Genomic DNA, 26,659 nt, shown 5'->3' on the forward strand with positions numbered 1-26,659 from the left:
GCTTACCTCGGCGAACCGTTGCGGCCCCAACGCGGCGGTGGCGGCTGCGAATTGGGATTCTGCGGATGGCCTCCGCCGCGGCGGCCAAAGACCAGTGAAAGCACCAGTCCGGTCAAGCCTATGCCCATCAGCGTATAGCCGGCCGGCTGCGCGCGTTCGTCGATCGAGCCGGCGCCGGCGCGCAGGATAAGATCGACCGCGCGCATGTCGATGCCGTCGGCGTCGCCTGGGCCGACGGTGAAGACGTAAGGACCGGGCGTGACCGCCTCGATGACCCCGGCCTCGTCGCGAAAGATCTTGTCGGGCAGTTGCGGGCTGACCTGACGCGGATTGTCGGTGTGGCTGAAGGAGAGCGTCGAGGCGAGCGCCGTGCGGCCGCCGCTCGCCGCGGTCAGCGTCAGCAGCGTGCGCTGCTGCCCGGCAATGCGCTCGGCGCGCGCGGTGAGATCGACCAGCACCCTGACAGGCGCATCGCTTGCGGCGAGTTGCGCGGTGGCCGGCCGGAAACGGCCGCCCTCATAAACGCGGTACGCGCCGATCGCGTGGCCGGAAAAATTGCCCGTCACCCAAGGATAGAAAATGCCGATGGCGGCACCGGCTATGAGGAGAAGGAGCGAAAGAAAGCGCATTCAAAGCCTTGGTTATTTTTCGCGGAGATTGTCGCTCTTGGCGTTCGCAGTCCTGGTTCCGTCGCGGATCCTCTCCATCTCGTCCAGCAGCATCTCCAAACCGAGATCGAAGGTTTTGTCGAATTCAGCGGTGCTGAAGAAGCGTCCAGCGGCGGCGATGTTGGGAAAATCGCGCTCTAGCTGCTCGCTGCTGACCGTTGTGACCGCCGACGGGCCCTTGGCGTAACCGGCGGTCTCGTCGAGCAGCGCGCCTCCCAGATAGTACCCGATCGCGCGGAATAGCCTTGCCGCCATTTCCTGGTTGAAGCCGCCGTCGTTGAACAGGCCGACAATGCCATTGATATAGGCAAGGCAGGTGGGGGAGTTCATCCGGTAGCTTAGGAAGTAGGTGGCGAAGGCCGGATGCTCGCGACCGATCCGGCGATAGTCCAGGACGGCGATACGCATCCTCTCGCGCCAGGGCAAGTCCGGGTCCGGCATCTTCAGGCGACCGATCAGCCGGTCGACCAGCGCCTCGTAGAGATGCGCCTGCGAGGGGAAGTGGTGGTAGATGCTCATCGCCTCGCAGCCGAGCGCGGCGGCGAGCTTGCGCATCGAAAAGCCGGAAAGCCCCTCCCTTTCGATCACCTCGAAGGCGGCGTTCTCGATCATCTCGCGGGAGAGTTTTCCGCGGGTCCGCTTTTTTTTGCTCGATGCATCCATGGCTGCGCTTGACAACTTACACTGTAAGGTTCATTTTCCAAACACCTTACATCGTAAGGCTAGCAAAAACCAGAGGAGAACGTTATGTCAGTCTTTCGCATCGCCTCCGCCGTGCATTCCCGCCTTCGTTCCGCCTCGCTCGTCGCCGCGGCTTGCGTGTTTGCCGGCGTGCTGGCGTCCGTGCCCGCCCATGCCGACGACTACGACGCCACCCTCAAGGACATCCAGTCGACGATGGGCGGCGTGCCGGGCTTCGTCAAACAGTTCCCGAAAGCCGGTCTGCCCGGCGCCTGGGCCGAGGTCAAGGCTATCGAGCTCAGCGACAAGACGGCGTTGCCGCCGAAGGTGAAGTCGCTGATCTCGCTGGCGGTGGCGGCGCAGATCCCCTGCACCTACTGCATCTGGTCGGATACGCAGGACGCCAAGCGCGCCGGGGCCACCGACGAGGAGATCCAGGAGGCCGTCGCCATGGCGGCGCTGACCAGGCACTGGAGCACCATGTTCAACGGCATGCAGGTGGATTTCGAGACGTTCAAGAAGGAGATGGGCGGGCAATAACGCTGTCTCCGCAAAGCGGGCGGGCGGGACGTCCGCTCGCTTTAACAGGGCCGCCGCATCGCGCCATCCGACCCTTCCGACCGCCGCCCCAACCAAGCTTATGGATTCGCCGCGGCCGCTGCTCTATAGGAACAGCGCGTTGACAAAGCCGGCACAGATCCGACATCGGACCGGCGCCGGCGGGGCCGACATTCGAGAGTTGCCCCTCCGCAGGCCCTCGGATCGCGCGCCCGACAGGGCGGCCCATTGGAGACCTGATTGAAGCGAGCGATATCGATAATCGTCACCTTGGCGCTGCTGGCATGGCTTGCCGGCGACTCGCGCTGGAAGATGGTCGGCGATGCCTTTGCCAGCATCACGCCCGGCGCCTTCGTGGCGGTCGCGGCGGCGCTGTTCGTCACCTATGTGCTCAGGGCGCTGCGTGTCTGCGACGAGTTCCGCGACGATGTGAACGGCCGCTTCGGCGCCACGCTGCGCGTCATCCTGATCCACAATGCAATGATCAATATCGTGCCGTTCCGTGGCGGCGAGACGGCCTTCCCGATCCTTTTGCGCCAAGTGTTCGGCGTGTCGATCGTGCGCGCCAGCGCCTCGCTTCTGTGGTTCAGGCTGCAGGACGCTTTCGTCGTCGGCGTGCTTGCCTGCCTCGTCTGGCCGGGGCTGCATCCGGCGCTCAGGGCCGCCGGCATCGCCGCGTTGATTGCCGCCGCATGGTATCTGCCGCGCTGGGCGCGCGGACCGCATGACTGGTCGGCGGGCGGCAAGATCGTCTCGACACTCGGCAAATTGCGCGACATCTTCACCGAGGCCACGGGGCGCTCGCGCTATGGCTGGTGGTGGACGATCGCCAACTGGGCGCTGAAGCTCGGCGTGCAGGGGTGGCTGCTCGCCATGCTGCTTGGGACCTCGTTCCAGACCGCGTTTCCCGGCGCGGTCGGCGCGGAAGCCGCGGCCATCCTGCCGGTGCAGGGTGTGGCCGGCTTCGGCACCTACGAGGCGGGCGCCGCCGCCGCGCTGCTCTACTCCGGCATCGCCATGAAGGACGGCCTGCAGGCCGCTTTGGCGCTGCATCTCTTCATCCTTTGCTCGGCGGTCGCAACCGGTGCGATCGCCTGGCTGTTCCCCTCGAAATCGACGCTGCCGGAAACCCCGGCCGCGGGACCGGCAAGGAAATGACCGCCATGAACGTGCTTCCCATTCCGGCTTCCGGATTGCCCGAGGGCGCCGTCATGCCCGAGCACAAGCTCTCCATCGTCGTCCCGATGTATAACGAGGCCGACAATGTCGAGCCGCTGCTGGTCCGCATCCATCAGGCGATGGAAAACTACAGCCAGCCCTGGGAAGTGGTGCTGGTCGACGACGGCAGCACCGACGCCACGCCGGCCGAGATCCGCCGGCTGGCGGCTCAATACGGGCCGCATGTGCATGGCGTGGAACTGGTACGCAACTACAAGCAGACCGCTGCCATGCAGGCCGGCCTCGACGCCGCGCGCGGCGACGTCATCGCGACGCTCGACGGCGACCTGCAGAACGACCCGTTCGACATTCCGCGCATGGTCTATCGCCTGCTGACAGAGGATCTCGACCTCGTCGCGGGCTGGCGCAAGAACCGCCAGGAAGGTTTCTGGATGCGCCGGCTGCCCTCGCGCATCGCCAACAGGCTGATCGCGCGCGTCACCGGCGTACAGCTCAAGGACTATGGCTGCAGCCTGAAAGTGTTCCGCGGCAGCGTCATCCGCAGCGTGCGGCTCTATGGCGAGATGCACCGCTTCATCCCGGCCTGGCTGGCGACGGTGACGACGCCGCGCCGCATCGCCCAGGAAGTGGTGACGCACCACGCCCGCATCCACGGCCAGTCGAAATACGGCATCTCGCGCACCTTCCGCGTGGTGTTGGACCTCGTCTTCATGTTCTTCTTCATGCGCTACCGCACCAGGCCGGGCCACTTCTTCGGCGGCATCGGCATCGTGCTTGGCGTGCTCGGCTCGCTGATCCTTGCCTATCTGTTCGCGATCAAGGTTTTCTGGGGGCAGGATATCGGCACGCGGCCGATGCTGATCACCGGCTTCTTCCTGGTGATTGCCGGGCTGCAGGCGATAACGTCGGGCGTTCTGGCCGAGATGCTGTCGCGCATCTATCTCGAGGCCAATGGCGCGCTCGCCTATGTGGCGCGGCCGCAGCCCGCGCACGGCGAGGGCGACGGCTGGCATTGGCCAACCAAGCCGGCGACCGGGAAGGCAAGGCCGCGCCGGAAGTGATCCGCCCGGCCCCGCGTTGATCGCGGCCGCGTTGCCAACCACGCTGATTTCGCGCAACGGTTTTCGCGAGGAACGACCGCGAATGAGCGATGCCGGGGGCTGACAGATCCATCCTCATTACCGGCGCACGCGCGCCGGTCGCGCTGCATCTGGCGCGGCTTTTCCATGGCGCCGGACACAGGGTTGTCCTGGCCGACACGCCGGCTCGGCCGATCGCGGCAACGAGCAAGGCTTGCGCGCGCTATCACCGGCTGCCGCCGCCGCGCTTCGCGCGGCAAGACTATGCCGGGACAGTCGAGGCGCTGATACGGGCCGAAGGCATCGACCTCGTCATCCCGACTTGCGAGGAAGTGTTTTATCTTGCGCTCGCCTGGCGCGGCGGGGCCATGCCTGCAAAAGTGTTCGCACCCGCGATCGAGTTGTTGGCGGAGGTTCACAACAAGCACGCATTCATCCGGCTCGCCGAACGGCTCGGATTGGAGGTGCCGGAAACGGCACTACTCAACTCCCGCGACGATATCGAAGCAATCCGCAACCGCTCGCGAGTGCTCGTGTTCAAGCCCGCCTGGTCGCGCTTCGCCAGCCACGTGCTGCTGCGGCCGCCGCCGCAAGCGCTCGATTTCGTTACGCCCTCGCCCGCCACGCCCTGGGTGGCGCAGCATTTTGTCGATGGCGAGGAGATCAGCGCCTATGCGGTGGCACGGGAGGGCCGGATCAAGGGGCTTGCGCTCTACCGTTCGCTCTACCGCGCCGGCACGGGCGCCGGCATCTTCTTCGAGCGGGTCGAGGACGACGCCGCGCGCGAGCTGGTCGAGCGCATCGTCGCCGGCACTTCCTGGACCGGGCAGATCTCCTTCGACCTGATGCGCGAGCCGAGCGGCCGCGTGCTGCCGCTCGAATGCAATCCGCGCGCGGTCAGCGGTCTGCATTTCTTCCGCGATCCGGCGCGGTTTGTGGACGCGGTGCTCGGCGAGGGCCCGGAAGTCGCGCCCGACGTCACCGCGCCCCAAACAGTGCGGCTTGCGATGTGGATTTATGGATTGCCGGCGGCTTTGCGTTCGGGCGGGCTTGCCCAGTTTCGCAAGGCGATGCACGAGAGCCAGGAATTGCTCGACTGGCCGGGCGATTCCGCACCCGTAAGGGCGCAATGGCCGGCGCTGGCGGAGATTGCGGGAGTGGCTTGGCGCGAGCGGATCAGTCTGCAGGCAGCCTCGACGCGGGATATTGAGTGGAATGGGCCGGACTAGTTTAAGCACGTCATTACAGACGACGGCGGGACAGCGCCCCCCTCTGTCCTGCCGGACATCTCCCCCACAAGGGGGGTGATCAGCAGCTTCGATGGCGGCGCTCTTTCTGCACCGTTGGCGATTAGCGAAAGCGGGCCCAACAGCCAATCTCCCCACCCGTGGGGGAGATGTCCGGCAGGACAGAGGGGGGCGCGAAGGAACGCGACTTGCCCTCTTAGTCACAAACAATCACAGCTCAATCTCATGCACCCTCGGCTCGCTTGCCACCGCTGGCATCTTCCCCTCCAAGATCGCCGCGATGTCGCGGCGCAGGAAATCGAGCGGGCCGATCACCGGCAGGGCTTGCGGCGCCAGCCGAGCGTTGTCGCTCGCCGATTTCAGCACCCGGCGATCCTGATGCAGCGCGATAGTGAAGAGCGGCTTGAAGGCCAGCGCCTTCAGTTCGCCGAGCAGGCCCTGGCGCCGGCCGATCAGCCAGCCGACGCCCTCGACGGTGCGCTCGTCGGCCTGGCGCAGGTGGAAGGTGGTGGCGAGCACCAGCCCGTCCTTGCCCCAATATTCGAGCTCGGCGATGCCGGGATGGCGGAACCGGCCGATGGTTTTCGCGCGCTCGCCTTCCAGGAGCCGGCTGATCAGGCCCTGCTGGCGGTCCTCGCCGGTGTAGGAGGCCTCGACCCAACCCTCGCCGCCGGTGACCTCGACCCGCACCAGATGGCGCTTGGAGGTGAGGCCGCGCAGCAGACCCTTGTGGGTGAAGTGGGTGTGGGTGGCGTCGAGGATGTTCTCGGCGGCATCGATGACCGTCGACTGCGTCGATGAGCGCACCCGCCGCACGATGATGTCCTTGCCCTGCATGCAGTGCAGGTAAGGTTCGTCCCGCGGCGTGCCGGACGAGATGAAGACGACGCCGTCGCGCTCGATCGCGGCGTAGCGGCGGACCCGGTAATGCGGCATGGCGCCGACATGGCCGGGAATAGCGGTGCAGCGGCCTTCGCCGTCATAGCGCCAGCCATGATAGGCGCACTCGATCTCGCCGCCGACGATCTTACCGGTCGACAGTTCCACCAGCCGGTGCGGACAACGGTCGAAAAGCGCTGCAATTCCTTGCGCCGAGCGGAACAACACCACTGGCGCACAATCGAACAGGATACGCCTCGGCCGCCTGCCGATGTCGGCGGACAGGGCCACCGCCTGCCAGTGATCTTGCCCGTGGCGCTCGCTCACAGTTCGAACCTCCTGAGCAGAGGAACGCCGACCAGCGCGAGCACAGTTTCCATGACGCGGATCGCCACGCGCCGGCGAAGCGGAAGATGCCCGGCATAGACGGCGTTGTATTCGATCGCGGCGACCGCGCCGCGCCGGCGTTTGAACTCGGCAGCACCCGCGCTCATGTTGAAGAACAGGCCGCGCGCCGTGGCGTGGTCCTGCGCCATAGCCATCGTCATGCGGTAAAGCCCCTCGCCAACCGGCAGGCTCGTGTCGTAGCCGACGATCGGCTGGGTAAGCGTGGCGCCGTTTTCGAACAGGCCGGTGACGGCGACCAGCTCGCCGCCAGGCCTGCGCAATCCCGCAAGGCTGATGATACCGCGCCGGTGCATTTCGGCGATGTAGCGGGCGGTGTAATGCGGATTGAGCGGCGTGTATTTGTCGATGTAGAGCATGGTGTAGAGCGTTTCGGCGCGCGCATAATCGGCCGCGGTGAAATCGCCGTTGCCGACCCGCTCGAAAGGCGTCGCGCGCAGGCGGGAGCGATCGCGTTTCATGTCGTGCGTCATCGCGGGTGCGGCGCCGCGGTCGGCGAAGATGTAGATCTGACGCGCCGCCAGCATGCGGAACCCCTCGACCTTCAAGGCGGCGACGGTCGCCGCATCGGCGATATCGTTCAACGAGCGGATAACGATGGCGCGATCCGGAAAGCGCGCTATCAGGACCGAGCGTAGCGACGCGACCGTCGGCCGGTCGAGCAGCGGCACCGGGTTGGTCGAATAGAGCCAGTTGTTGACCTGCGCTTGACGGTCGAGGCCGCTCGCCTTGACCAGGGGCGCGCAGGCGGCAATCAGCGCCTTCAGCGCGCGCCGCAGCAGCGGGCGGGCGGCGAAGTTGCGTGTCTCGTCGATCGCGTAGTCGATATAGGCGCTGGAAGGGCAGCAGATGTAGCAATTCGGCGCCTCACTCGCATCGTTGAGCGTCAGCGGGAAGGTTCGGCCGGCGACCTCGAAAGCTTCAACTTTCGTCGTCAGGTTTGCAATGAGATTGCGCACCAGTATCTCTTTGAAAACGCTTACAAACGCCTCGACCTTTGCTGGCTTGTTGTCGACCCGGTCGACCTGCTGGGCTGGCCTTTGCATCACTGCTCCAGGCGACATTCGACGCGGCGCAGTTTGCGGCTGGTTTCCAACGGCAGCGGCGCGCGGATGAGCGCGACGGTGGCAACCGCTTTTCGCGATTCCAGCAGCGCTTGCATCGCCTGATGAGCGGCAGCCGCCGCATCGTCCGCGAGCGCCGGCGGCAGCTTGAGTTCGATCGAATCCGGACCGGTCTGGACGACGCGGAAATCGTCGATGCGGCGATCGGCCTTGAGCACGGCGTTGCGCAGCACGTCCGGCGTGACGAGGATCGTTCTGCCTTGCGATGCGAGCCGGAAGACATCGTCCATGCGGCCGACGATCTCGTCGACGCAGCGCAGCGGCGAGCCGCAGCCGCAAGGCTGCGCGGACAAGCGCAGCAGGTCGTCCATCCGGTAGCGCGCCATGACCTGCGTCTGACGGCGAAAAGCCGTCACCAGCGGCGTCACCAGCCCCTCGCCCGCCGGCTCGAATTCAAAGAATACGGAGTCTTCGGCCAGATGCAGCCCGCCCTGCCGGCAGGACACCGCGAGCAGGCCCTCGGTCGCCATGTAGATCTGGCCGAGCGGCAGCCGGAAGAAGTTCTCGATCATCGGACGGTCGACCGGGTCGAGCGTCTCGGCGGCGGAGAAGACGCGCTTCGGCCGGAGCCGGAGGTTCTCGGCCGCGAAATGCCTGAGGATTTTTGGCGGCGCGATGATGACCGTCGGGTCGAAGGCTTCGAGCGCATCGCGCCAGCTTTCCGGCCCCAAGGTCAGATCGAAGAAGGCGAGCTTGATCAGCCGCGATTTGCGGGCGCTGTCGTAAAGCCCGGTGTTTTGCGGCAGGATGACGGCGACACGCATGCCGCGCCACAGCAAGTCGGGCACGGCTTTGGCAAGAATCGCGCCCAGCCAGCGATATTTCTCCGCTTCGGAAATCACGAACAGGCCGCGATTGCCCGAGGTGCCTGTGCTGGCGCCGACCGTGCACGCGCCAGCCCGCCCGTCTCGCGCCAGCGCCGCCCAGGCTTCAGTGGCGGTGAGGCCGTGGACGTTGAAGTCGTCGAAGCGCGCCATCAGCAGCGCCTTGTCGGTGACCGGCAAATCGGCGAGGCGCGCCGGCGCCTGGCGATAGAAAGGCGCGCGCGGCAGGTCGCGATCGAGGAAGCGCCGTACGGCGGCCGCCTGCCAGCGCTCGAAATCCGGACGGGTCTTGCGCGACAGCCGGCGCGTCAAGGCGAAGGAGCCTGCCGCTTCCGCCAGCCCGTTCATGCGGCCTCCGGCGCGAGATCGTGGGACGTCGGCGCGGGATCGTGGCAGAGCAGCACTTCGCCGCCGGCGGCGAGGAAGCTGCGCAGCTTGGCGCCGGTCGGCTCGATCGCCGCCGCATCCTCGGCGATCAGGGTGGCCGGGAAGCCCGGCGTGCGGTTTTGGATCAAGGCGGCGAGCAGCCATTGCGCATCGACCGCGTAGAGCAGCGGCCGATCCAAGCCGGCAAAGAGCAAGCCGAACTGACCGTCGGCGTGACCCGGCAGATCGACCGCGAGCACGCTGCCGTCGCCGAAGAGGTCGGCGCCTGCGGGCGCGTCTTCGCGCGCCTCGACCCGCCGCTTCGCCGACAACCCTTCGAGCCGCGACTCGAAATCCGCCGGGAAGAGTTCAGCAAAGACGCCGTGGCGCAGATTCTGCCTCGGGCTGCGCGCCTTGACCCGCGCCCAGGCGGCATCGCTGGCGATGAAGCGGGCGTTGCGGAACAGCGCCAGGCCCGAAATATGGTCGGCATGGAAATGGGTGACGACGACTGTGCGGATGTCGTCGGGCGACAGGCCAAAGCGCTTGAGCACCGCCAGGACCTGCTCGGCGGCATTGAGTTCGGGTTTCAGCAGCGCGCTGTAGAAACGCAGCATGCGGCCGCGACCCTTGCCCACCAGCGCTTCCGGCGTATAGCCGGTGTCGACCAGCACCGGCCCGGCAGCCGGGTGAAAGATCAGCCCGTAGCGGACGCGCAGTCTGACACTTTGCCAGCCGCCGCCGCGCAGGATCAGCCGCTCGGCGGCGCTCACCCAGGCGCTGTTGGCGAAAACGATCCTCATGCCGACGCCCCGCCGGCAAAAGTGCGGTCAAGCCCTTGTTCGAACGAGATTTTCGGCGCCCAGCCGAGCATCCGCTTCGCCTTGGAGAGGTCGAGGCTTTGCGCATAGGCGAAAAGGCCGAGCCCGTAGCGGGTGACCGGCGGCTCGGGACGTCCGGGAAGCCGCAGCGCCACCGCCTCCATCACGCCCGCCGCCAGCATCGCCGGCACCAGCGGCATCGGCCGCCAGCGCGCCCGCAAGCCGGCGCGGGCGCAGGCCTCGTCGGCGATGCGGCGGACCGGCAGCACCTCGCCGCCGGAGACGTTGAAGACCCGGCACTCGGCCTCGCTGGGCGCTAGAAGCGCCGCCATCACCGCGTCGACGACATCGTCGACATGGGTGAGGTCGATGGCCGCCCGGCCGTTGCGAAACAGCGGCAGCGGCCGGCTTCGCGCTGCTTTGATCAGGCGCGGCAGCAAGGCGCGGTCACCTTTGCCATAGATGCCGCGCGGCCGCAGCACCAGCGGATGAATGGCGGGTTGGCCAAGCACGATCTTCTCCGCCTCGCGCTTGGTGCGGGCGTAGTGATTGACCGGGTCCGGCAAGGCAGCGTCCTCGGCGAGCCCAAGCTGATCGCGGAAGGCAAAACAGACGGACGGACTGGAGATGTGGACGAAACGGCTGACGCCTCGCAGTTTCGCGAAGTCGACGAGGTTGCGTGTCGCCGTGACATTGGCCACCTCGAAGTCCGCGAGGCGTCCGAACGGCGCCGAGAGCGCCGCGCAATGGATGATCCGTTCGACCCTGCCGAGCCTGGGGTCGACCGCGCCATCGAGCGGCTGCGCGAGGTCGTGACGGATAATGCGATGGCCCAGGGCTTCGAGCGCGGCGCAGCGTGCTTCATCACGGCCGAGGCCGAGCGCCAGCGTGCCGGATGAGGCCAGCCGCTCGAGCACATGGGAGCCGAGGAAGCCGCTTGCGCCGGTGACGAGCACGGCCATCGCTCAGGTCTCCAGCGCCATGCCGCCGAAGGAGACGCCGGCCGACGTGCCGAGGAACAGCAGCTTCATGCCCGGCGCCACGCGGCCCTCGCGCCGAGCCACATCGAGCGCGAAGGGAATGGAGGCCGCGATCTGGTTGCCGAAGCGGGCGGAGATGTCGACGAGCCTTTCCGGCGAAAAGCCGGTCTGGCGTGCCATGTGGGCAAGCGCGAAGGGGCTTGCCTGATGCGGTATGACGAGATCGACATCGTCGCGCCGCCAGCCGGCACGCCCGAGCAGCGCTGCGACGAAGCCGTTGAAGTGTCGCGAGGTGAGCCGGAACAATTCCTTGCCGTCCATGTGGAACAGGCTGTGCGCGGCGAACGCTTCCTGCTCCTTGCGGAAATCGAAGCGCGTGCCGCCCGAGCCGATGCCGCAGGCTTCCCAGCCGGAGGGGTAGGTGCGCATCAGGCTCGCCGCCACCTTGCCCTCGCCGGGTTCGGCCCTGCACAGCACCGCCGCCGCCGCGCCGTCGCCGAAGAGAGCGGCGATCTCCGGCGCGTCCTGCCACGGCAGAGCGCGCGAGGCGACTTCGGACGAGAAAACGAGCGCCGTCTCGCATTGCCCCGCCTCGATCATGCGGCCGGCGGTCTCGAAAGCGGTGAGGAAGCCGAGGCAGGTGCTGTTGACGTCGAAGGCGGCGGCCGAACCGTCGGCAAGGCCGAGGCGCTGCATGACCAGAGGCGCGGTTGCCGGCAGCGGCTGGTATGGTACGCCGCAGCCGCCGACCATCAGGTCGACGGCGCCGGGATCGACGCCGGCATCGGCAAGCGCAAGTGTCGCCGCAGCGCAGGCGAGATCGATTTGCGATTCGGCATTGCAGACATAGCGCTCGACGATGCCGGTCGCGGTTTCAAGCGCGCCTTTGCCGAAGCCGAGCCTGTCCTCCAGCGCGCGCGTGGTAACCCGGTCAGCCGGTACCGCCCTGCCGGTTCCGACGATCTTGATCCGCATCCTCCCCCCGCCGCATGAGCTTGGCCCTATCTAACCCAAAATGCGGTCGATAGCGATGTTCACGCGACTCACGGAGCCCTGCGGATCACTTGGGTTGGAGGAAGCCCGTTACCGCCTCCATGAACTCCGCCGGACGTTCGACGTTGAGCAGGTGGACGCCGGGCAGAAGCAGAAGCTCGGCGCCGGGGATCGCCGCCGCGATCGCCTCGCTATGGCTTGCCAGCGTCACCTTGTCGTCCTCGCCGCCGATCACCAGCGTCGGCGCCGTGATCAGGGAGATCGGGCGGCGCAGATCGGCGTCGCGCACCGCGGCGAAGCATCCCGCAAGCCCTTGGCGTGACATGGCCATGATGGCGGCGCGGAATGGCTCGACCGTCTTGTTTTCACCGGCAAGCATAGATTGCGGGAACCAGTTGCGCATGAATATCGCCGCCGTGGCCGACAGGTCGCTTGCCGCAAGCACGTTGCTTATGTGCTCGTCGAAATAGGATGCCGGCCCGAGATGCGGCGAGGTGTTGGAGAGGATCAGGCGCCCGATGCGCTCCGGCGCGTGAATGCCCAGCCACTGGCCGACGAAGCCGCCGAGTGACAGGCCCAGGAAATGCACGCGGCCAAGCCCGAGAAAATCGAGCAGTTCCAGCACGTCGCGGCCGAGACGGTCGAGCGAATAGGCGCCGGCCGGCGCGTCGGAGCCGCCATGGCCGCGAAGATCATAGCGCAGCACGCGGAAGGCTTTGGTTAGTTCGGGAACCTGGCCATCCCACATATGCAGCGAAGTTGCGATGGAGTTGGAGAGCATCAGCACCGGCCGGTCTTTTGGGCCGTCAAACCTGTAGGCGATACGGGCGCCGTCGCCCGCCGGGAAGTGAAGTGTATCGTTCATTTTGGGTCCTCATCCGTTCAGCGGTTTCGCCGCGTCCGATGAGGGAAAGTTAGGCCTGGCGACCATCGACGAAAATTACTATGATTGGACAATCTCTGTAGGACTTTTCGACTATGGATGGTGTGAAGCTCCACGATCTCAGATGTTTCGATGCCGTCGTTGCCGGGGGCAGTTTCCAGGCAGCCGCCCTTGCCTTGCACCGCACCCACCCTTCCGTCTTCGCCGCCGTCGCGCGGCTGGAGGAGCAGCTTGGCCTCACGCTGCTCGACCGCAGCGGATACCGGGTGAGCCTGACCGAGGAAGGCCGTCTGTTCCATCGCCGCGCGCAGCTGGCGTTGCGCGAGGTTGAACATCTCCAGGATTATGCTGGCCAGCTGGCGAGCGGGGAGGAAACCGTGCTGCGCGTCGTCATCGGCGACGTCTGCCCGAGACCCGGAATACTCGGCCTGCTCAGCCGTTTCTTCGCGGCGCGGCCGCGCACGCGCCTGCATCTCGACTATGAAGCGATCAGCGGTCCGGTCGAGCGGCTGATGGACGGCGAGGCCGACCTCATCTTCCATCGCGCCAACCCGTCCGACCCGCATCTGGAGCGGATCGACCTTTGCGAGGTCGCCTTCGTGCCGGTGGCAGCGCCGGGTTTCCTGCCGTTCGAAGACAGGCATGACATCGCGCCGGAGGCGATGCGGCCCTTCACCCAATGCGTGATCCGCGACACGGCGCGGCGTCCCTCATCCGAAAACTTCTTCGTCATCGACGGCGCCCATTCCTGCTCGGTGCCCGACCATATGATGAAGAAGGAGCTGATCCTGCACGGGCTCGCCTGGGGTCACTTGCCCGAATGGCTGATCGAGGACGAATTGCGCGACGGGCGGCTGATCTCGATCGCCGGCAGGCATATTCCCGGACGCGCCGACAGCGTGGCCGCGGTTCGGCGGCGTGACAGGCCGCATGGACCTGTGGCCGAGGCTTTGTGGCAGCACCTTCGGGACGGCCAAGCGCTTTGACGCTAAGCCTTCCGCTCCCAGCGCCGGTCCGGCGTCTGCTGCCAGTAGGTCACCGCGTGGCCGGCTTCCTTCATCGTCTTCCAATGGCCGCGGGCCGCTTCCAGCTGCGCGGCATCATGGCCGTCGAACAGGAAGACGGCGCGCTCGTAGCCGGAAAGCTCCGGCGGGGTTGCGCCATCGACCAGGAAACGGATCTGCGCGGCGTTCTGGTTGCCCTCGCCCGTGGTGAGCAGGATCGGCTGCTCGGCCGGATAGGCCTCGCGGTCCGTGGCATGCGCCAGGAAGGAATCGTCGCGGAACGTCCACAGATGCTGGTCGAGCGCATCGCGCCGTTCCTCGGTGCCGGTCTGCACCACCACGTGCCAGCCGCGCTCGAGGCTGCGTTCGAGCAGAGCGGGCAGCGCCTCCTCCAGCGTCGATTCGGTCAGGTGGTAGAACAGGATGTCGGCCATCCCCTACCCTTCGTAGTGGTCGCGCACCAGCCTGTCGAGGAGGCGTACGCCGAAGCCCGAGCCCCAGGACTGGTTGATCTCGCTCGATGGCGCGCCCATGGCGGTGCCGGCGATGTCGAGATGCGCCCAGGGCGTGTCCTTGACGAAGCGCTGAAGGAACTGCGCGGCGATGATGGCGCCGCCATAGCGGCCGCCGATATTCTTCATGTCGGCGTTCTTGGAATCGATCAGCTTGTCGTATTCGGCGCCCAGGGGCATGCGCCACAGCCGCTCCTGCGTCGCCTGGCCGGCGCCGGTCAGCCGCGTGGCGAGTTCGTCGTTGTTGGAGAACAGGCCGGCATAATGCTGGCCGAGCGCGACCATGATGGCGCCGGTCAGCGTCGCCAAATTGACCATGAATTTCGGCTTGAAGCGATCGTTGGTGTACCAGAGCGCGTCGGCCAGCACGAGGCGGCCCTCGGCATCGGTGTTGAGCACCTCGATGGTCTGGCCGGACATCGAGGTGACGATGTCGCCCGGGCGCTGGGCATGGCCGTCGACGGCATTCTCGACCAGGCCGATGACGCCGACGACATTGGCTTTGGCCTTACGCACGGCAAGCGCGCGGATCAGCCCGGTGACGGCGGCGGCACCGCCCATGTCGCCCTTCATGTCCTCCATGCCGGAGGCCGGCTTCATTGAATTGCCGCCGGTGTCGAAGGTGACGCCCTTGCCGATGAAGGCGACCGGCGCGTCCTTGGCCCTGCCCCCCTTCCAGTGCATGACGGCCATGCGGGCGCCCCGCGGCGAGCCTTGGGCTACGCCGAGCAGCGAGCCCATGCCGAGCTTTTTCATCTCCTTTTCGGTGAGTATCTCGACCTCGACGCCCAGCGCCTCCAGTTCCTTGGCGCGCGCGGCGAACTCCACCGGGCCAAGCACATTGGCGGGTTCGTTGACGAGATCGCGCGCCAGTAGCACGCCATCGATCACCGCCGCCTCGTCGGCGAAGGCCTTCTTCGCCGCGGCAGGGTCGGCGCAATGGATCGTTATCTTGGCGGGCTTCGGCGCTTCGGCCGCCTTCGCCTGGGCGCCCCTTGCGTCAGATTGGCCCTCCTCCTTGTCCTTCCTGGTCTTGTACTTGTCGAAGGAATAGCTGCGCAGAAGAATGCCGGCAGCGAGGTTTGCCGCCTGCCGGCCGTCGGGCTGGAGGTCAGGCAGGTCGAGGACGACGGCAACTTCTGTTGCCTTGCGCAGGGAGGCGCTAATGGCGCCGCCGAGCTTCAGCCAGGCATGGTCGTCAAGGCCGGAGACCTTGCCGGCGCCGATCGCCACCAGCCGGTCGACCGAGGTCCCTTCCGGCGCCAGCACCTCGATCGTGCTCGCGAACTTGCCGGAGAAATCAGCGACCGGAAACGCGCGCGGCAATGCGCCGGCCGGATCGCAGGCCTTCGCGGCCTCGCCGAGCCCGCCGCCATCCGCCGCAAGCACGAAGACACTCCCCTTCCTGGGCGCAGCGAATTTGGCGAAGGCAATGGAAGGTCTCGAATTCATCAGGTCCTGCTTTCGGAGATTTTGGGGAGGTCGAAGACTCGGGAGCGCATTTGGTCGTTTTCCGGCCGGAAATGCCACCCCTTTTTTAGCTCGTTGCTTTTGCTGGCGTTTTCCAGCGATTAGAACCTTATTCGGCCGGCTGGAACAGCTCGATCACGTTGCCGGACGGATCCTCCAGCAGGGTTTGCGAACCGCCGACGCCGCTGATGATGTCGTTGCGGAAGACCAGCCCGGCGCCCTTCAGGCGCGCAACCTCCTGTTCGAGGTCCGGCACCACCAGCAATATGCGGTTCCAGCCTCCCGGCACCGGTCGACGGCCGTCCGGCATCGGGCGAGCGCCCGAACTGCCCTGGCCGCTCAGCAGAAGCCGCAGATCACCGCGCGTGACCGAGGCGAAAGCCGGCCGCGCATCCCGCTCGATGGCGAAGCCGAGATGGGTTTCGTAGAAGTCGATGGAGGCGGCAACATCATCGACGATGTAGCGAATGCTGACCTGTGCCATGACAAAGACCTTTCCGTTCAAGAAGCGTTTCTATCAAAGCGTTTCCACAATCGCCAACGCCGGTGTCACGATGCCGCCGACGCGCCGCGGCTGCGGGGGCTTGGCCCTGGGACCAGGGTCAGCAGGGCGATGCTGCCGACGACGGCGAAGACCGCGCCATAGATGAAGACCGCCTCGTGGCTGACGCGATCCCAGAGCTGCCCCGCGACCAGGCTCGCCATCAGTTCCAGCAACCCCACCGTTGCGCTGTACCAGCCGATGCCACTGGCACGCAGCGATTGCGGCACGAAATCCGAGGCGAACGCCTTGCCGACCGAGCGGAAGATGCCCTGATAGAGCCCGTAGAAGGCGAAGAGCAGCCCAATCAGATAGATGTTACGGGTCAGGGCGAAGCCGAGATAGGCGATCAGGAAGATCAGGAAGGACATCAGCAGCACGCCCTTGCGGCCGAAGCGGTCCGAGAGCAGGCCGGCCGGATAGGAAATCAATGCCGCGACCAGATTGAAGCCGGCATAGATGAGGATCGTCGCCTCCAGGGAAGCGCCGATATCCTTGGTTTGCAGGATCAGGAACGCATTGCTCGAATTGCCGATGCCAAACAGGGCCGTCGCCAGGAGATAGGTCCAGTAGGTTCTGGGGAACCGCCGAGGATTGACGTCGATGCTGGCCTTCGCGGCGGCGGCCGATGGCCGCTCGCTAACCAATAGCACCATGAGGAATGCCAGGAGACCGGGGATGAGCGCAAGATAGAATATCCAGCGGATATCCACCCTGAGGGCGACGAGCAGCAGCACCGCGAGCAGTGGTCCTAGAAATGCACCCAGATTGTCGCCGATGCCCTCGAGACCGAATGCCTTGCCTCGATGCCGCTCGGCAACCGACGAAGCAATGAGCGCGTCTCGCGGCGCGGAGCGGAAGCCGGTACCCAGCCGGTCGAGGAAGCGTGCGCCGAGGACCATCGGCCACACGCTCGCAGCACCCGTGAGCGGCTTTGCCAAGGCAGCCAGGAAATAGCCGGCAAGGGCTATCGCCTTGCGCTTCCGAAGCCTGTCAGCGAGCCATCCCGAAAGCCCTTGCACGATGTTCTGCGTGGCCTGGGCAAAACCATCGACCAGACCGACGACGCTGCCGCTGGCGTGCAGGGTTTCGGTCAGGAAGATCGGCAGGACCGGATAAAGCATCTCCGTCGAGATGTCGGCAAACAGGCTCGCCAGCGCCAGAAGCACCGTATTTCGGGAGATCCAGGCGAAGCTCTTGCTTGGCGTCGATGCCGTCATTGCTCGGCCCCGTTCGGCCACCGGTCAGGCTGAAACGCAACGGCCGCCGAGGCGGTTGCAATGCGGGCATCAGCATCGGACGCCGGGTAAAACCGGGAAATCGCGGTGCGTGTCGGTATGCTGGTTTTCGTGGCGCCGACACCAGGCTCGCACGCCCGACTTCGTTCTCGAGGACCGGCAGACCGGCCTCGATCAGCGCTCGGCGGTGCGCGTGTCCGGTACCGGCGGCGCCGGTCAGGACGGCGGCGGCGCCCGCAACCCGCGATCGGCGCGACATTTGGTCGTTTTCAGCCATTTGGCAAGACTTTGGCCGAAATCGCAGTCTATATCAGCGCCACCATAGACAAGGGATTCGCCTCGGCACGACCTTAGCTTGCTGCCGCAACCTGCTGTTAACCATCGATGTTTCGCATTTCTTATTCATTGGCGCGGAGACTCCGCCGCGCCGGGGCATGTGGCGTGGGGCGACAAACCGGAGCTGGCCGCCGATGACCCAGTTGTATGGGCGCCGCCGGATGACTACCTTGTCGGCGGGCATGATGCCGTTCGGCAAAATCGAGAAAAGCCTTCATGAAGGTCGTTGAACGCTACATCATGCGTCGCGCTCTGGCGATGTTCCTGGCGGCGCTGGTGTGGACGCTGGCGATCGTTTGGACGACGCAGGTTCTGGCCAAGATCGACCTCGTCACCGACAATGGCCAGTCGGCGCTGACCTTCTTCGAGGTCGCCGCGCTCATCATCCCCTCGATCATCCCGATCGTGGTGCCGTTCGCGCTGGTGGTGGCGGTGGCGCAGACGCTGAGCGCCATGAACACCGATTCGGAACTCGCCGTGCTCAGCGCCGCCGGCGCCTCGCGCTGGACGATCGCGCGGCCGATCCTGCTGCTCGCGCTCGCGGCCTGCGCTTTTTCCTTCGTCGTCGACAACGCCGTCGACCCCTATGCCAGGCAGAAGAACCGCCAGCTGGTCGCGGCTTCGCGCGCCGATCTGCTGTCGCTGATCATCCAGGAAGGCACGTTCCGCAAGGTCGACGAGGGCCTGTTCCTGCAAGTCGGCGAACGTCTTCCCGGCAACAGGCTGGGTGGCATCTTCGTCGCCGATTCGCGCGAGGAAGGCGCCAGCCTGACCTATTATGCCAAGACCGGCAGCATCGTCGAAAAGGGCGATGAGAAGGTGTTGATGATGAATGACGGCGTCATCAACCGCAAATCGGTAACCGGCGACCTCTCCGTCATCCGCTTTACCTCTTATGCCTTCGACATGTCGGCCTTCATGTCGGCGGCGAACGACATCACGCTTTTGCCCAAGGACCGCACGACGCAATATCTGCTCAACCCCGATCCCAACGACAAGATGTTCCAGCGCGAACCGGGCAGCTACCGGGCGGAACTCAACCAGCGCTTCGCCGAATGGTCCTATTCGCTGGTGTTCGCGCTGATCGCGCTTGCCGTCGCCGGCGATGCGCGCTCGCACCGGGAGGCGAGAATCAATCCGCTGATCACGGCAATCTCGATTGCGCTGTTCGTGCGATGGCTCGGCTTCTTCGCCGCCGGCAAGGCCGACAAGGTCGGCTACTATGTCTATCTGCTTTACGGAATCCCGCTCATCGCCTCCGCGGTTTCGATCTGGTTCATCGTTTCGTCGCGCAGCATGGAATTGCCGGTCAGCTGGGCCGACTGGCTGACGAACCTCGCCAAGCGCGGCGGCGACAACTGGACGGCGTTCAAGCTCTGGCTCGCCCGGCGCACTTCCGGCCAGGGAGCCTGACGATGGGCTGGACGCTGGGCCGTTATTTCTTCTTTCGTTACGTCTCGATCACCTTCTGGTTCTTCCTGGGCCTCTTGGCGCTGGTGTTCCTGATCGATTTCACGGAGCTGTCCGGCCGCACGACCGGACTGCCCGGCTTCACCTACGGCACCGCCTTCGCCATCTCGGCGCTCAGGATGCCGATGATCATGCTGCAGACGGTGCCGTTCGTCGGATTGTTCTCGGCGATGGCGACGCTGGTGTCGCTCAACCGCCGCTACGAGCTGGTGATCGCGCGCTCGGCCGGCGTTTCGGCCTGGCAGTTCCTGTTTCCGTGCTGCGTCGGCGCGCTGATGTTCGGCGTGCTGTCGGTCGGCGTGATCAATCCGATCGCGGCGCGCGGCTTCTCCTGGTCCGAGCAGATGGAGAACGACTTGCGGGCCGGCAAGTCGAACGCCGTCACCACCAACGTCACGCCCTGGCTCAGGCAGAAAACCGAATCCGGCGACACCATCATCGGCGCCCGCGCCATCCTCAACCAGGGGCTGGAGATGGCGGACGCGGTGTTTTTCATCCTCGACGCGCAGGGCAACATCGTCGAACGCAAGGATGCCGCCAAGGCGTTCCTGCGCGACGGGTATTGGGAATTGCAGGACGTCAAGGCGTTCAAGGGCGGCAATATTCAGGCGCTGGCGTCCGACAAGGTGCCGACCAATCTGAAGCCGGAATTCGTGCAGGAGCGCCTGGCGCGCCCGGAAACCATTCCCTTCTACGAGCTGCCGCGCAAGATCGAGGTTGCACGCTCCTTTGGCCTCAAGGCAAATGCCTTCGCCATGCAGTTCGATTCGCTGGTGGCGTTGCCGTTCCTGCTCGTCGCCATGACGCTGATTGCTGCAACGGTTTCAATGCGATTTGCGCGAATGGGGCAGTCGGCAACGATGATTCTGGGTGGCGTCGTGGCCGGCTTTCTGCTTTATGTCGTTTCGGTACTGGTCAAGGCATTCGGCGTCGCCGGATTCGTGCCTACGGTGGTGGCTGCATGGGTTCCGGTTGTCGTGGCTATGTTCTTTGGGGTGACGTTTCTGCTATACAAGGAAGACGGCTAGTGAGGGAGGCGGTTTTGCGCAGCCATAGGCAGGCCGGTTTGGCACGCCTTTATGGGGCGACCGCCTTGGCATGTCTGTTCGCCTGCGCGGTGCCGACGGCAGCCGCGCTGGCGCAGACCATCACTGCCAAGTCCGTCCCCTCCGGCACGCAGATGCTGCTGGCCGCCGATACGCTTGTCTATGACAACGACAAGCACACGGTGACGGCCATCGGCGGTGTGCAGATCGACTATGGCGGCAACAAGCTGGTCGCCCAGCGCGTCGTCTATAACCGCGACACCAAGCGCCTCGTCGCCAGCGGCGCCGTCGAGCTCATCAACAGTGACGGCACCAAGGTCAATTCCGACCATATCGACATCACCGACGACTTCGCCGACGGCTTCCTGAACGCGCTGCGCGTCGAGACGATCGACAAGGCCTATTTCGCCGCCGAGAGCGCCGAGCGCATGGGCGGCGTGCTGACCACCTTCCACAATGGCGTCTACACCGCATGCGAGCCTTGCGAGGACAAGCCGGACAAGGCGCCGACCTGGCGCGTCAAGGCGCGAAAGATCATCTGGAACGGCGAGAAGAAGACGGTCCGCTTCGAGAACTCGAATTTCGAGTTCTTCGGCTTCCCGCTTGCTTATCTGCCTGCCTTCGAGATCGCCGACCCGACGGTGAAGCACAAGAGCGGCTTCCTGATCCCCGGCATCGTCTACAACAACCACCTCGGCGTCGGCGTCAAAGTCCCCTATTATTTCGCGCTGTCCCCGACCTATGACCTGACCGTCACCGGCAGCGGCTACACCAAGCAGGGTTTCCTCGGCGAGGCCGAGTGGCGCCAGCGCTTCAACAACGGCCAGTACACGCTGAAGATCGCCGGCATCAACCAGCAGGATCCAGACGCATTCATCGGCACGGGCAACCGTTATGTCGTCGATTCGGGCGAGCCCAGCGACCCGAACAAGTTCCGCGGCATGATGGGCACCAAGGGCCAGTTCGCCATCAACGAGCGCTGGAACTTCGGCTGGGACGTGCTGCTGCAGACCGACAAGGACTTCTCGCGCACCTACAACATCGAAGGCTATAGCGACCTCGTTCACCAGTCGTCGATCTATCTGACGGGCTTGAGCGGCCGCAATTATTTCGACGTCCGCGCCATGCGCTTCGAAGTGCAGGAGGACACGCTCTCCAGCGATCCGACCGCGCGGGCCTCCAAACAGCCCTGGGTGCTGCCGTCCCTCGACTACGCCTATATTCCCGACACTTCGGTGGCCGGCGGCCAGCTGTCGTTCAACGTCAACACACGCGTGATCAGCCGTAACCGGCTGGACGCCGTGCTTGCAGATCCCGCTGTCGACACGTCCGTCAACAACGTGCGCGGCATCGAAGGCGAGTCCAGCCGGCTCACCGCCGAAGCCGAGTGGAAGCGGACCTTCACCACCGATGACGGCCTGCAACTGACGCCATTGCTCGCCTTCCGCGGCGACGCAGGCTACGTCAACGCCAATTCGGCTTCGCTCGCCGCCGTCAACCAGATGGGCACGAATCTGGGCGAAGACGTCGATATGCGCTCGTCGCTTGCCCGCTACATGGCCACGCTCGGCCTCGAGGCGCGTTGGCCGCTGTTGTTCTCGATGGCGAATTCCAGCCATGTGCTGGAGCCGACCGCGCAGGTCTTCGTGCGTCCGAACGAGCAATATGTCGGCGGCCTGGCCGTCCCCAACGAAGACTCGCAGAGCTTCGTCTTCGACGCCACCACGCTGTTCGAGCGCGACAAATTCTCAGGCTATGACCGCATAGAGGGCGGGACGCGCGCCAATGTCGGCTTCCGCTATTCGGGCGCCTATGACAATGGCTGGGCCACGAACGCTATTTTCGGCCAGTCCTATCAACTGGCGGGCGAGAACTCTTTCGCCGCGCCGGATCTGGTCAATGCCGGGGCTGAATCCGGCCTCGACAAGCCGACCTCGGATTACGTCGGCCTGGTCGGCTTCAACAGCCCGAGCGGTTTCTCCGGGTCGGTGAGCGGGCGTTTCGACGAGCAGACGTTCGAGGTCAGGCGCGCCGAAGTGAAAGCCGCCTATTCCGGCCTGCCGGTATCGCTCAGCGCCAAATATGCCTTCATCGAGGCGCAGCCGCTCTATGGCTTTGCCACCGACCGCCACGAGGTCACGCTGGGCGCCTCGACGCATCTGGCGCAGAACTGGCGGCTGTTCGGCACCGGCACCTACGACCTTCAGACAAACGTGCTGGTCAAGGACGGTGTCGGCTTCGCCTACAACGATTCCTGCTTCACCTACATCATGACGTATTCGCAGACGCGTGACACCGTCACCAGGGAAGTGTCGCAGAATATCGGCTTCAACCTGTCGTTCCGCACGCTCGGCGATTTCGGCTCGTCAACGAGCGCGGTCGACACCATCCAATGACCAAGAGCAGGCGCACGGCCTGCGAGCCGTGCGTCGTTTCGGACGCTGATGGGCTTCGGTCTTGATTTGGGGCGTGATCCTTCGAAAATGAGCCTGATTCTCAGGGTCATGCGCTGGCGACATCGTTTCGCCGCATAGGATGGGCATGGGGTCGACTGCATCGCGCCGGCGTTCGGAGGACGCGCGGCGCCGCAATGGCCGGGAAATCGGGCGGGGAAAATTGGGAAGGTAAGATGAGGAAATACCTGTTTTCGGCAGGATTCGCGCTTCTGATGGCGGCGACCTCGGTTTCGCTCACGGCTGCCGTGCAGCCTGCTTTCGCCGTGGAGATCAAATATGTCGTCAACAACATACCGATCACCACCGGCGACATCGCGCATCGCGCCGCCTTCTTCAAGCTGCAGCACAAGAAAGGCGACGCCGCGCAGGAGATGATCGACCAGACGCTGCGGCTGGCCGAGGCCAAGCGCCTCGGTATCCACATCACCGATCAGCAGGTCGACGCCGCCTACCAGCGCTTCGCCTCAACCAACAAGATGCCGCTGGCGAAGCTCGACGCGATCATGACGCAGTCAGGCGTCACCAAGGAACATTTCAAGGAATTCATTCGCGCCCAGATGGCCTGGAACCAGGCGCTCAGCGCGCGCTACCGGTCCGGCGAAGGCGGCTCGGTGACCGAACAGGACGCCGTGCGGCGCATGCTCGACAAGGGCGGCGCCAAGCCGACCGCCATGGAATACATGCTGCAACAGGTGATCTTCGTGGTGCCGGCATCGGAGCGCGCCGCCACGCTCGCCAAGCGCAAGCGCGAGGCCGACGCCATGCGCGCCCGCTTCAGCGGCTGCAACACCACGCGCGAATTCGCCAAGGGCCTGCTCGACGTCACCGTGCGCGATCTCGGCCGGGTGCTGGCGCCGCAATTGCCGCCCGACTGGGCCGAGCAGATCAAGTCGACCAAGGTCGGCGCCGCGACGCCGACGCGCGAGACCGAGCGCGGCGTCGAATTCATCGGCATCTGCTCCTCGCGCGAGGTTTCCGACGACAAGGCCGCGCAGATGGTTTTCCAGGCCGAAGGCGGCAACGACAAGGACGCCGACGAACTCAGCAAGAAATATGTCGCCGAGCTGCGCCAGAAGGCCAAGATCGTCGAACGCTAGAGCGACAGGCGTGCCTCGACACCGCAACAAATTCAGCCTAGAGCGGTTCATCGTTTCACGGAAACGGCGGACTGCTCCAAGTCTTTGTTTTTGCGCAATTCCCTACGGAAAACCGCTACGCACTTTTCCTGGAATTGCTCCAGGCCGAGGCATGAGCAGCCCGATCTGCGGGCTCGCATGAGCACGCAGAGGACCGATGCGCCGCTGGCGCTCAGTGTCGGCGATCCCTCGGGCATCGGACCCGAGATCGCGATCGCCGCCTGGCGGGCAGGCGACAGTGCTGGGGTGCCGCCCTTCTATCTGCTCGCCGACCCCGCCCTGATCGAGGCCCGCGCCCGCCTTGTCGGCGCCAATGTGACGATCGCCGAGACGTTGCCGGGACAGGCGGCGCATAATTTCGCCCGTACCCTGCCTGTCGTGCCGCTCTATGCGCGTCATGTCGACAGCCCGGGAGAACCGGATTCCGCCAACGCCGCCGGCACCATCGAGGCCATCGACCGGGCCGTCGACGACTGTCTCGCCGGCCGCGCCGCCGCGGTGGTCACCTGCCCGATCGCCAAGAAGCCGCTCTACGATGCCGGATTTGGCTTTCCCGGCCACACCGAGTATCTGGCGCATCTGGCATCGCGCCACACCGGACGGGATGTGACGCCGGTGATGCTGCTGGCCGGCCCCGATCTGCGCACCGTTCCGGTGACCATCCACATCCCTCTGGCCGACGTGCCAAAAGTGCTGACGACGGAGTTGATCGTCGCCACCGCGCGCATCACCGCAGCCGATCTCAAGGGCCGTTTCGGCATCGCGCGGCCGAGGCTGGCGATCGCCGGGCTCAACCCGCATGCCGGCGAAGGCGGCGCCATGGGTCTGGAAGACGGTGCGATCGTCGCGCCGGCCGTGCAGGCGCTGCAAGCCGAAGGCATCGACGCCGTTGGGCCGCTGCCGGCCGATACCATGTTTCATCCGCGCGCACGCGCCTCCTATGATGTGGCGCTTTGCATGTATCATGACCAGGCACTGATCCCGGCCAAGGCTCTAGCCTTCGACGAGGCGGTCAACGTGACGCTGGGCCTGCCCTTCATCCGCACCTCGCCCGACCATGGCACCGCCTTCGACATCGCCGGCAAAGGCATTGCGCGCGCCGACAGCCTGATCGCCGCGCTGCGGCTGGCGCGCCAGCTGGCCGACAGCGGCGGGCAGGCCGCCGCATGAGGTTCACTTGACCGGCCGCGCCACCATCGACGGATTGCCGCCGCTGCGCGACGTGATCGAACGCTACGGCCTGCAGGCCAAGAAAGCGCTCGGCCAGAATTTCCTGCTCGACCTCAATCTGACGAGCAAGATCGCGCGCGCCGCCGGCGATCTCGGCGAGGCAACAGTGATCGAGGTCGGTCCGGGCCCGGGCGGACTGACCCGGGCGCTGCTCTTCAACGGCGCGCGCCGCGTGATCGCCATCGAGCGCGACGAGCGCTGCCTTGAAGCGCTGGCCGAGGTTTCGAGCCACTATCCAGGCCGCCTCGAGGTCCTTCCGGGCGACGCGCTGAAAACGGATTTTATGGCCCTTGCCGGCACGGCGAACGGCGGGCCGGTGAAGATCGTTGCCAACCTGCCCTACAATATCGGCACCGAGCTCCTGATCCGCTGGCTGACCGTGGCCGACTGGCCGCCCTTCTACCGCTCGATGACGCTGATGTTCCAGCGCGAGGTGGCCGAGCGCATCACCGCGGATCCGGGCAGCGACGCCTATGGCCGGCTCGGCGTTCTGGCCGGCTGGCGCACCGAGGCAAGGATCGCTTTCGACGTGCCGCCGCAGGCGTTCACGCCACCGCCGAAGGTGACTTCCTCGGTGGTGCATCTGGTGCCGCGTGCCACCCCCCTGCCCGTCGACGGCAAAAAGCTCGGCCGCGTCACCGAGGCGGCCTTCGGCCAGCGCCGCAAGATGCTGAGGCAAAGCGTGAAGAGCCTGGGCGGCGAGGCGCTGCTGATGCGAGCCGGGATCGACCCGACGCGCCGGGCGGAAACGCTCAGCGTGGAAGAATTCGTTAGATTGACGAACATGGTGTAGCCGCCCTTGGGATGAGAAAACGAGCGTGCTTGGCTCCCATCACCGGCTCAAAGTACGACAGGGCTAGCGGCTGTCATTCAAATGCATTACATTGGTCACCCAAGGAGACTGCCAATGCCAGCCAACGCACTTGTTCAGACGCGTATCGATGCCGATATCCGGGATCGGGCGTCCGCCGTGCTTGAAAGCATGGGACTCACGGTTTCCGATGCAGTCCGGATACTCCTCACCCGTACCGCTAACGAGGGTACGCTCCCCATCGACCTGGTCACCAACAGCGAAGCGTATGACATCTGGTTCCGCGCCAAAGTGCGCGAAGCGCTAGACGACACCCGACCCGACATTGCGAACGAACAAGTCGAGCTGCATTTTGCCGAGAGACGCGCGGCGGCGCGTCGCAAGGCCAGTGAACCTAAAGCACGTCGCCCTTTAAAGGATTCGGGATTCCCTGAATGACGGTTTGATGATTCATTGCGGCGGAAGGGAGAACCGTGATGGGCAAGCCGTTACCGATGGCGTTGCGTAAGCGTGTTGCGGCGTTTGTGGATGAGGGCAACAGCAACCGTGAGGCGTCGCGTCATTTCCGGGTTTCGCCGAAGTTCGTGAACGATCTGATGAAGCTGCGCGCCGAGCGGGGCTCGCTTGAGCCGCGCCGGCAAGGCCATGGCACTGGCGGCGGCAAGTTGGCCGCTCACGCCGACTTCGTGCGCCAGCGGATGGCCGAGAATGGCGATCTGACG

General features: G+C 65.4%; 26 protein-coding genes. 13 read left to right on the forward strand and 13 right to left on the reverse strand.

Annotated features, from left to right (window positions below):
• Window positions 1-2: 2 nt before the first annotated feature.
• Together F3H96_RS14155 and F3H96_RS14160 are read right to left on the reverse strand one after the other, a co-directional pair.
• Window positions 3-629 carry a hypothetical protein gene (locus tag F3H96_RS14155; protein ID WP_149802333.1) on the reverse strand — a complete coding sequence of 209 codons (627 nt, stop codon included), beginning with the start codon at window positions 627-629 and terminating at the stop codon, window positions 3-5.
• Window positions 630-641: 12 nt separating this feature from the next.
• A complete protein-coding gene (locus tag F3H96_RS14160) occupies window positions 642-1,280 on the reverse strand; it encodes a TetR/AcrR family transcriptional regulator (RefSeq protein WP_244620008.1) in 639 nt (212 codons plus the stop codon).
• 135 nt (window positions 1,281-1,415) lie between these two features.
• On the opposite strand from F3H96_RS14160, the gene F3H96_RS14165 reads away from it, so the two are divergent.
• The 4 genes from F3H96_RS14165 (at window position 1,416) to F3H96_RS14180 (ending at window position 5,394) form a co-directional block, all read left to right on the forward strand.
• On the forward strand, window positions 1,416-1,889 hold the full coding sequence (locus F3H96_RS14165) for a carboxymuconolactone decarboxylase family protein (protein WP_149802335.1): 474 nt from the start codon (window positions 1,416-1,418) through the stop codon (window positions 1,887-1,889).
• Between the two features lie 258 nt (window positions 1,890-2,147).
• Window positions 2,148-3,065 (forward strand): lysylphosphatidylglycerol synthase domain-containing protein, encoded by a 918-nt coding sequence (locus F3H96_RS14170; RefSeq protein WP_149802336.1) that lies wholly within the window; start codon window positions 2,148-2,150, stop codon window positions 3,063-3,065.
• 5 nt (window positions 3,066-3,070) lie between these two features.
• Window positions 3,071-4,147, forward strand: coding sequence for a glycosyltransferase family 2 protein (locus F3H96_RS14175; RefSeq protein WP_149802337.1), 1,077 nt, complete (start codon window positions 3,071-3,073; stop codon window positions 4,145-4,147).
• A gap of 89 nt (window positions 4,148-4,236) precedes the next feature.
• Window positions 4,237-5,394 (forward strand): hypothetical protein, encoded by a 1,158-nt coding sequence (locus tag F3H96_RS14180; RefSeq protein WP_149802338.1) that lies wholly within the window; start codon window positions 4,237-4,239, stop codon window positions 5,392-5,394.
• Window positions 5,395-5,622: 228 nt separating this feature from the next.
• Here F3H96_RS14180 and F3H96_RS14185 read toward each other — a convergent pair whose 3' ends face one another.
• The 7 genes from F3H96_RS14185 to F3H96_RS14215 all read right to left on the reverse strand — a co-directional run bounded on the left by F3H96_RS14185 (window position 5,623) and on the right by F3H96_RS14215 (window position 12,669).
• Window positions 5,623-6,618 (reverse strand): Rieske 2Fe-2S domain-containing protein, encoded by a 996-nt coding sequence (locus F3H96_RS14185; protein ID WP_149802339.1) that lies wholly within the window; start codon window positions 6,616-6,618, stop codon window positions 5,623-5,625.
• Complete coding sequence (locus F3H96_RS14190; RefSeq protein WP_244620009.1) at window positions 6,615-7,742, reverse strand: GNAT family N-acetyltransferase; 1,128 nt, start codon at window positions 7,740-7,742, stop codon at window positions 6,615-6,617. Before F3H96_RS14190 ends, F3H96_RS14185 begins: the two co-directional genes overlap by 4 nt.
• Window positions 7,742-8,992 carry a F390 synthetase-related protein gene (locus F3H96_RS14195; RefSeq protein WP_149802341.1) on the reverse strand — a complete coding sequence of 417 codons (1,251 nt, stop codon included), beginning with the start codon at window positions 8,990-8,992 and terminating at the stop codon, window positions 7,742-7,744. The genes F3H96_RS14190 and F3H96_RS14195 overlap by 1 nt, the downstream gene beginning before the upstream one ends.
• Window positions 8,989-9,813 carry an MBL fold metallo-hydrolase gene (locus F3H96_RS14200; protein WP_149802342.1) on the reverse strand — a complete coding sequence of 275 codons (825 nt, stop codon included), beginning with the start codon at window positions 9,811-9,813 and terminating at the stop codon, window positions 8,989-8,991. Before F3H96_RS14200 ends, F3H96_RS14195 begins: the two co-directional genes overlap by 4 nt.
• The gene (locus F3H96_RS14205; RefSeq protein WP_149802343.1) at window positions 9,810-10,793 is read right to left on the reverse strand and encodes an NAD(P)-dependent oxidoreductase; all 984 of its coding nucleotides are present in this window, start codon (window positions 10,791-10,793) and stop codon (window positions 9,810-9,812) included. Before F3H96_RS14205 ends, F3H96_RS14200 begins: the two co-directional genes overlap by 4 nt.
• A 3-nt stretch (window positions 10,794-10,796) precedes the next feature.
• On the reverse strand, window positions 10,797-11,786 hold the full coding sequence (locus tag F3H96_RS14210) for a 3-oxoacyl-[acyl-carrier-protein] synthase III C-terminal domain-containing protein (protein WP_149802344.1): 990 nt from the start codon (window positions 11,784-11,786) through the stop codon (window positions 10,797-10,799).
• An 85-nt stretch (window positions 11,787-11,871) separates the two neighbouring features.
• Window positions 11,872-12,669: an alpha/beta fold hydrolase gene (locus tag F3H96_RS14215; protein WP_149802345.1), complete on the reverse strand. Its 798-nt coding sequence runs from the start codon at window positions 12,667-12,669 to the stop codon at window positions 11,872-11,874.
• 113 nt (window positions 12,670-12,782) lie between these two features.
• Here F3H96_RS14215 and F3H96_RS14220 point away from each other — a divergent pair, with 113 nt between their 5' ends.
• Complete coding sequence (locus F3H96_RS14220; RefSeq protein ID WP_149802346.1) at window positions 12,783-13,673, forward strand: LysR family transcriptional regulator; 891 nt, start codon at window positions 12,783-12,785, stop codon at window positions 13,671-13,673.
• A gap of 2 nt (window positions 13,674-13,675) precedes the next feature.
• Here F3H96_RS14220 and F3H96_RS14225 read toward each other — a convergent pair whose 3' ends face one another.
• The 4 genes from F3H96_RS14225 to F3H96_RS14240 form a co-directional block, all read right to left on the reverse strand.
• Entirely contained in the window at window positions 13,676-14,125 is a 450-nt protein-coding gene (locus F3H96_RS14225; protein ID WP_149802347.1) for a DNA polymerase III subunit chi, read from the reverse strand.
• A 3-nt stretch (window positions 14,126-14,128) separates the two neighbouring features.
• Window positions 14,129-15,655 (reverse strand): leucyl aminopeptidase, encoded by a 1,527-nt coding sequence (locus tag F3H96_RS14230; RefSeq protein ID WP_149802348.1) that lies wholly within the window; start codon window positions 15,653-15,655, stop codon window positions 14,129-14,131.
• A 127-nt stretch (window positions 15,656-15,782) separates the two neighbouring features.
• Window positions 15,783-16,157: a VOC family protein gene (locus tag F3H96_RS14235; protein WP_149802349.1), complete on the reverse strand. Its 375-nt coding sequence runs from the start codon at window positions 16,155-16,157 to the stop codon at window positions 15,783-15,785.
• Window positions 16,158-16,222: 65 nt separating this feature from the next.
• Window positions 16,223-17,434, reverse strand: a complete 1,212-nt coding sequence (locus F3H96_RS14240; RefSeq protein WP_149802350.1) for an MFS transporter — start codon at window positions 17,432-17,434, stop codon at window positions 16,223-16,225.
• A 570-nt stretch (window positions 17,435-18,004) separates the two neighbouring features.
• On the opposite strand from F3H96_RS14240, the gene lptF reads away from it, so the two are divergent.
• The 8 genes from lptF to F3H96_RS14280 all read left to right on the forward strand — a co-directional run.
• Complete coding sequence (gene lptF / locus F3H96_RS14245; protein WP_149802351.1) at window positions 18,005-19,201, forward strand: LPS export ABC transporter permease LptF; 1,197 nt, start codon at window positions 18,005-18,007, stop codon at window positions 19,199-19,201.
• A gap of 2 nt (window positions 19,202-19,203) precedes the next feature.
• Window positions 19,204-20,286 carry an LPS export ABC transporter permease LptG gene (lptG, locus tag F3H96_RS14250; RefSeq protein ID WP_149802352.1) on the forward strand — a complete coding sequence of 361 codons (1,083 nt, stop codon included), beginning with the start codon at window positions 19,204-19,206 and terminating at the stop codon, window positions 20,284-20,286.
• Window positions 20,286-22,700 carry an LPS-assembly protein LptD gene (locus F3H96_RS14255; RefSeq protein WP_188131393.1) on the forward strand — a complete coding sequence of 805 codons (2,415 nt, stop codon included), beginning with the start codon at window positions 20,286-20,288 and terminating at the stop codon, window positions 22,698-22,700. Before lptG ends, F3H96_RS14255 begins: the two co-directional genes overlap by 1 nt.
• 233 nt (window positions 22,701-22,933) lie before the next feature.
• Entirely contained in the window at window positions 22,934-23,857 is a 924-nt protein-coding gene (locus F3H96_RS14260; protein ID WP_149802354.1) for a peptidylprolyl isomerase, read from the forward strand.
• A 177-nt stretch (window positions 23,858-24,034) separates the two neighbouring features.
• A complete protein-coding gene (pdxA, locus tag F3H96_RS14265; protein ID WP_149802355.1) occupies window positions 24,035-25,066 on the forward strand; it encodes a 4-hydroxythreonine-4-phosphate dehydrogenase PdxA in 1,032 nt (343 codons plus the stop codon).
• A 7-nt stretch (window positions 25,067-25,073) separates the two neighbouring features.
• The gene (gene rsmA, locus F3H96_RS14270; RefSeq protein ID WP_149802356.1) at window positions 25,074-25,919 is read left to right on the forward strand and encodes a 16S rRNA (adenine(1518)-N(6)/adenine(1519)-N(6))-dimethyltransferase RsmA; all 846 of its coding nucleotides are present in this window, start codon (window positions 25,074-25,076) and stop codon (window positions 25,917-25,919) included.
• A gap of 114 nt (window positions 25,920-26,033) precedes the next feature.
• Entirely contained in the window at window positions 26,034-26,375 is a 342-nt protein-coding gene (locus F3H96_RS14275; protein ID WP_149802357.1) for a type II toxin-antitoxin system RelB/DinJ family antitoxin, read from the forward strand.
• A 38-nt stretch (window positions 26,376-26,413) separates the two neighbouring features.
• On the forward strand, window positions 26,414-26,659 hold a 246-nt coding region (locus tag F3H96_RS14280; RefSeq protein ID WP_149802358.1), incomplete at its 3' end, for a hypothetical protein.

This window comes from Mesorhizobium sp. NFR06 (genome assembly GCF_900115245.1).
GTDB lineage: Bacteria > Pseudomonadota > Alphaproteobacteria > Rhizobiales > Rhizobiaceae > Mesorhizobium.

What these genes read in the sequence shown, in the direction of transcription:
- F3H96_RS14155 (WP_149802333.1), bottom strand. Translation starts at nt 629, where the DNA reads ATGCGCTTTCTTTCGCTCCTTCTCCTCATAGCCGGTGCCGCCATCGGC.
- F3H96_RS14160 (WP_244620008.1), bottom strand. Translation starts at nt 1,280, where the DNA reads ATGATCGAGAACGCCGCCTTCGAGGTGATCGAAAGGGAGGGGCTTTCC.
- F3H96_RS14165 (WP_149802335.1), top strand. Translation starts at nt 1,416, where the DNA reads ATGTCAGTCTTTCGCATCGCCTCCGCCGTGCATTCCCGCCTTCGTTCC.
- F3H96_RS14175 (WP_149802337.1), top strand. Translation starts at nt 3,071, where the DNA reads ATGAACGTGCTTCCCATTCCGGCTTCCGGATTGCCCGAGGGCGCCGTC.
- F3H96_RS14180 (WP_149802338.1), top strand. Translation starts at nt 4,237, where the DNA reads ATGCCGGGGGCTGACAGATCCATCCTCATTACCGGCGCACGCGCGCCG.
- F3H96_RS14190 (WP_244620009.1), bottom strand. Translation starts at nt 7,742, where the DNA reads ATGCAAAGGCCAGCCCAGCAGGTCGACCGGGTCGACAACAAGCCAGCA.
- F3H96_RS14195 (WP_149802341.1), bottom strand. Translation starts at nt 8,992, where the DNA reads ATGAACGGGCTGGCGGAAGCGGCAGGCTCCTTCGCCTTGACGCGCCGG.
- F3H96_RS14200 (WP_149802342.1), bottom strand. Translation starts at nt 9,813, where the DNA reads ATGAGGATCGTTTTCGCCAACAGCGCCTGGGTGAGCGCCGCCGAGCGG.
- F3H96_RS14205 (WP_149802343.1), bottom strand. Translation starts at nt 10,793, where the DNA reads ATGGCCGTGCTCGTCACCGGCGCAAGCGGCTTCCTCGGCTCCCATGTG.
- F3H96_RS14210 (WP_149802344.1), bottom strand. Translation starts at nt 11,786, where the DNA reads ATGCGGATCAAGATCGTCGGAACCGGCAGGGCGGTACCGGCTGACCGG.
- F3H96_RS14215 (WP_149802345.1), bottom strand. Translation starts at nt 12,669, where the DNA reads ATGAACGATACACTTCACTTCCCGGCGGGCGACGGCGCCCGTATCGCC.
- F3H96_RS14220 (WP_149802346.1), top strand. Translation starts at nt 12,783, where the DNA reads ATGGATGGTGTGAAGCTCCACGATCTCAGATGTTTCGATGCCGTCGTT.
- F3H96_RS14225 (WP_149802347.1), bottom strand. Translation starts at nt 14,125, where the DNA reads ATGGCCGACATCCTGTTCTACCACCTGACCGAATCGACGCTGGAGGAG.
- F3H96_RS14230 (WP_149802348.1), bottom strand. Translation starts at nt 15,655, where the DNA reads ATGAATTCGAGACCTTCCATTGCCTTCGCCAAATTCGCTGCGCCCAGG.
- F3H96_RS14235 (WP_149802349.1), bottom strand. Translation starts at nt 16,157, where the DNA reads ATGGCACAGGTCAGCATTCGCTACATCGTCGATGATGTTGCCGCCTCC.
- F3H96_RS14240 (WP_149802350.1), bottom strand. Translation starts at nt 17,434, where the DNA reads ATGACGGCATCGACGCCAAGCAAGAGCTTCGCCTGGATCTCCCGAAAT.
- lptF (WP_149802351.1), top strand. Translation starts at nt 18,005, where the DNA reads ATGAAGGTCGTTGAACGCTACATCATGCGTCGCGCTCTGGCGATGTTC.
- lptG (WP_149802352.1), top strand. Translation starts at nt 19,204, where the DNA reads ATGGGCTGGACGCTGGGCCGTTATTTCTTCTTTCGTTACGTCTCGATC.
- F3H96_RS14260 (WP_149802354.1), top strand. Translation starts at nt 22,934, where the DNA reads ATGAGGAAATACCTGTTTTCGGCAGGATTCGCGCTTCTGATGGCGGCG.
- pdxA (WP_149802355.1), top strand. Translation starts at nt 24,035, where the DNA reads ATGAGCACGCAGAGGACCGATGCGCCGCTGGCGCTCAGTGTCGGCGAT.
- F3H96_RS14275 (WP_149802357.1), top strand. Translation starts at nt 26,034, where the DNA reads ATGCCAGCCAACGCACTTGTTCAGACGCGTATCGATGCCGATATCCGG.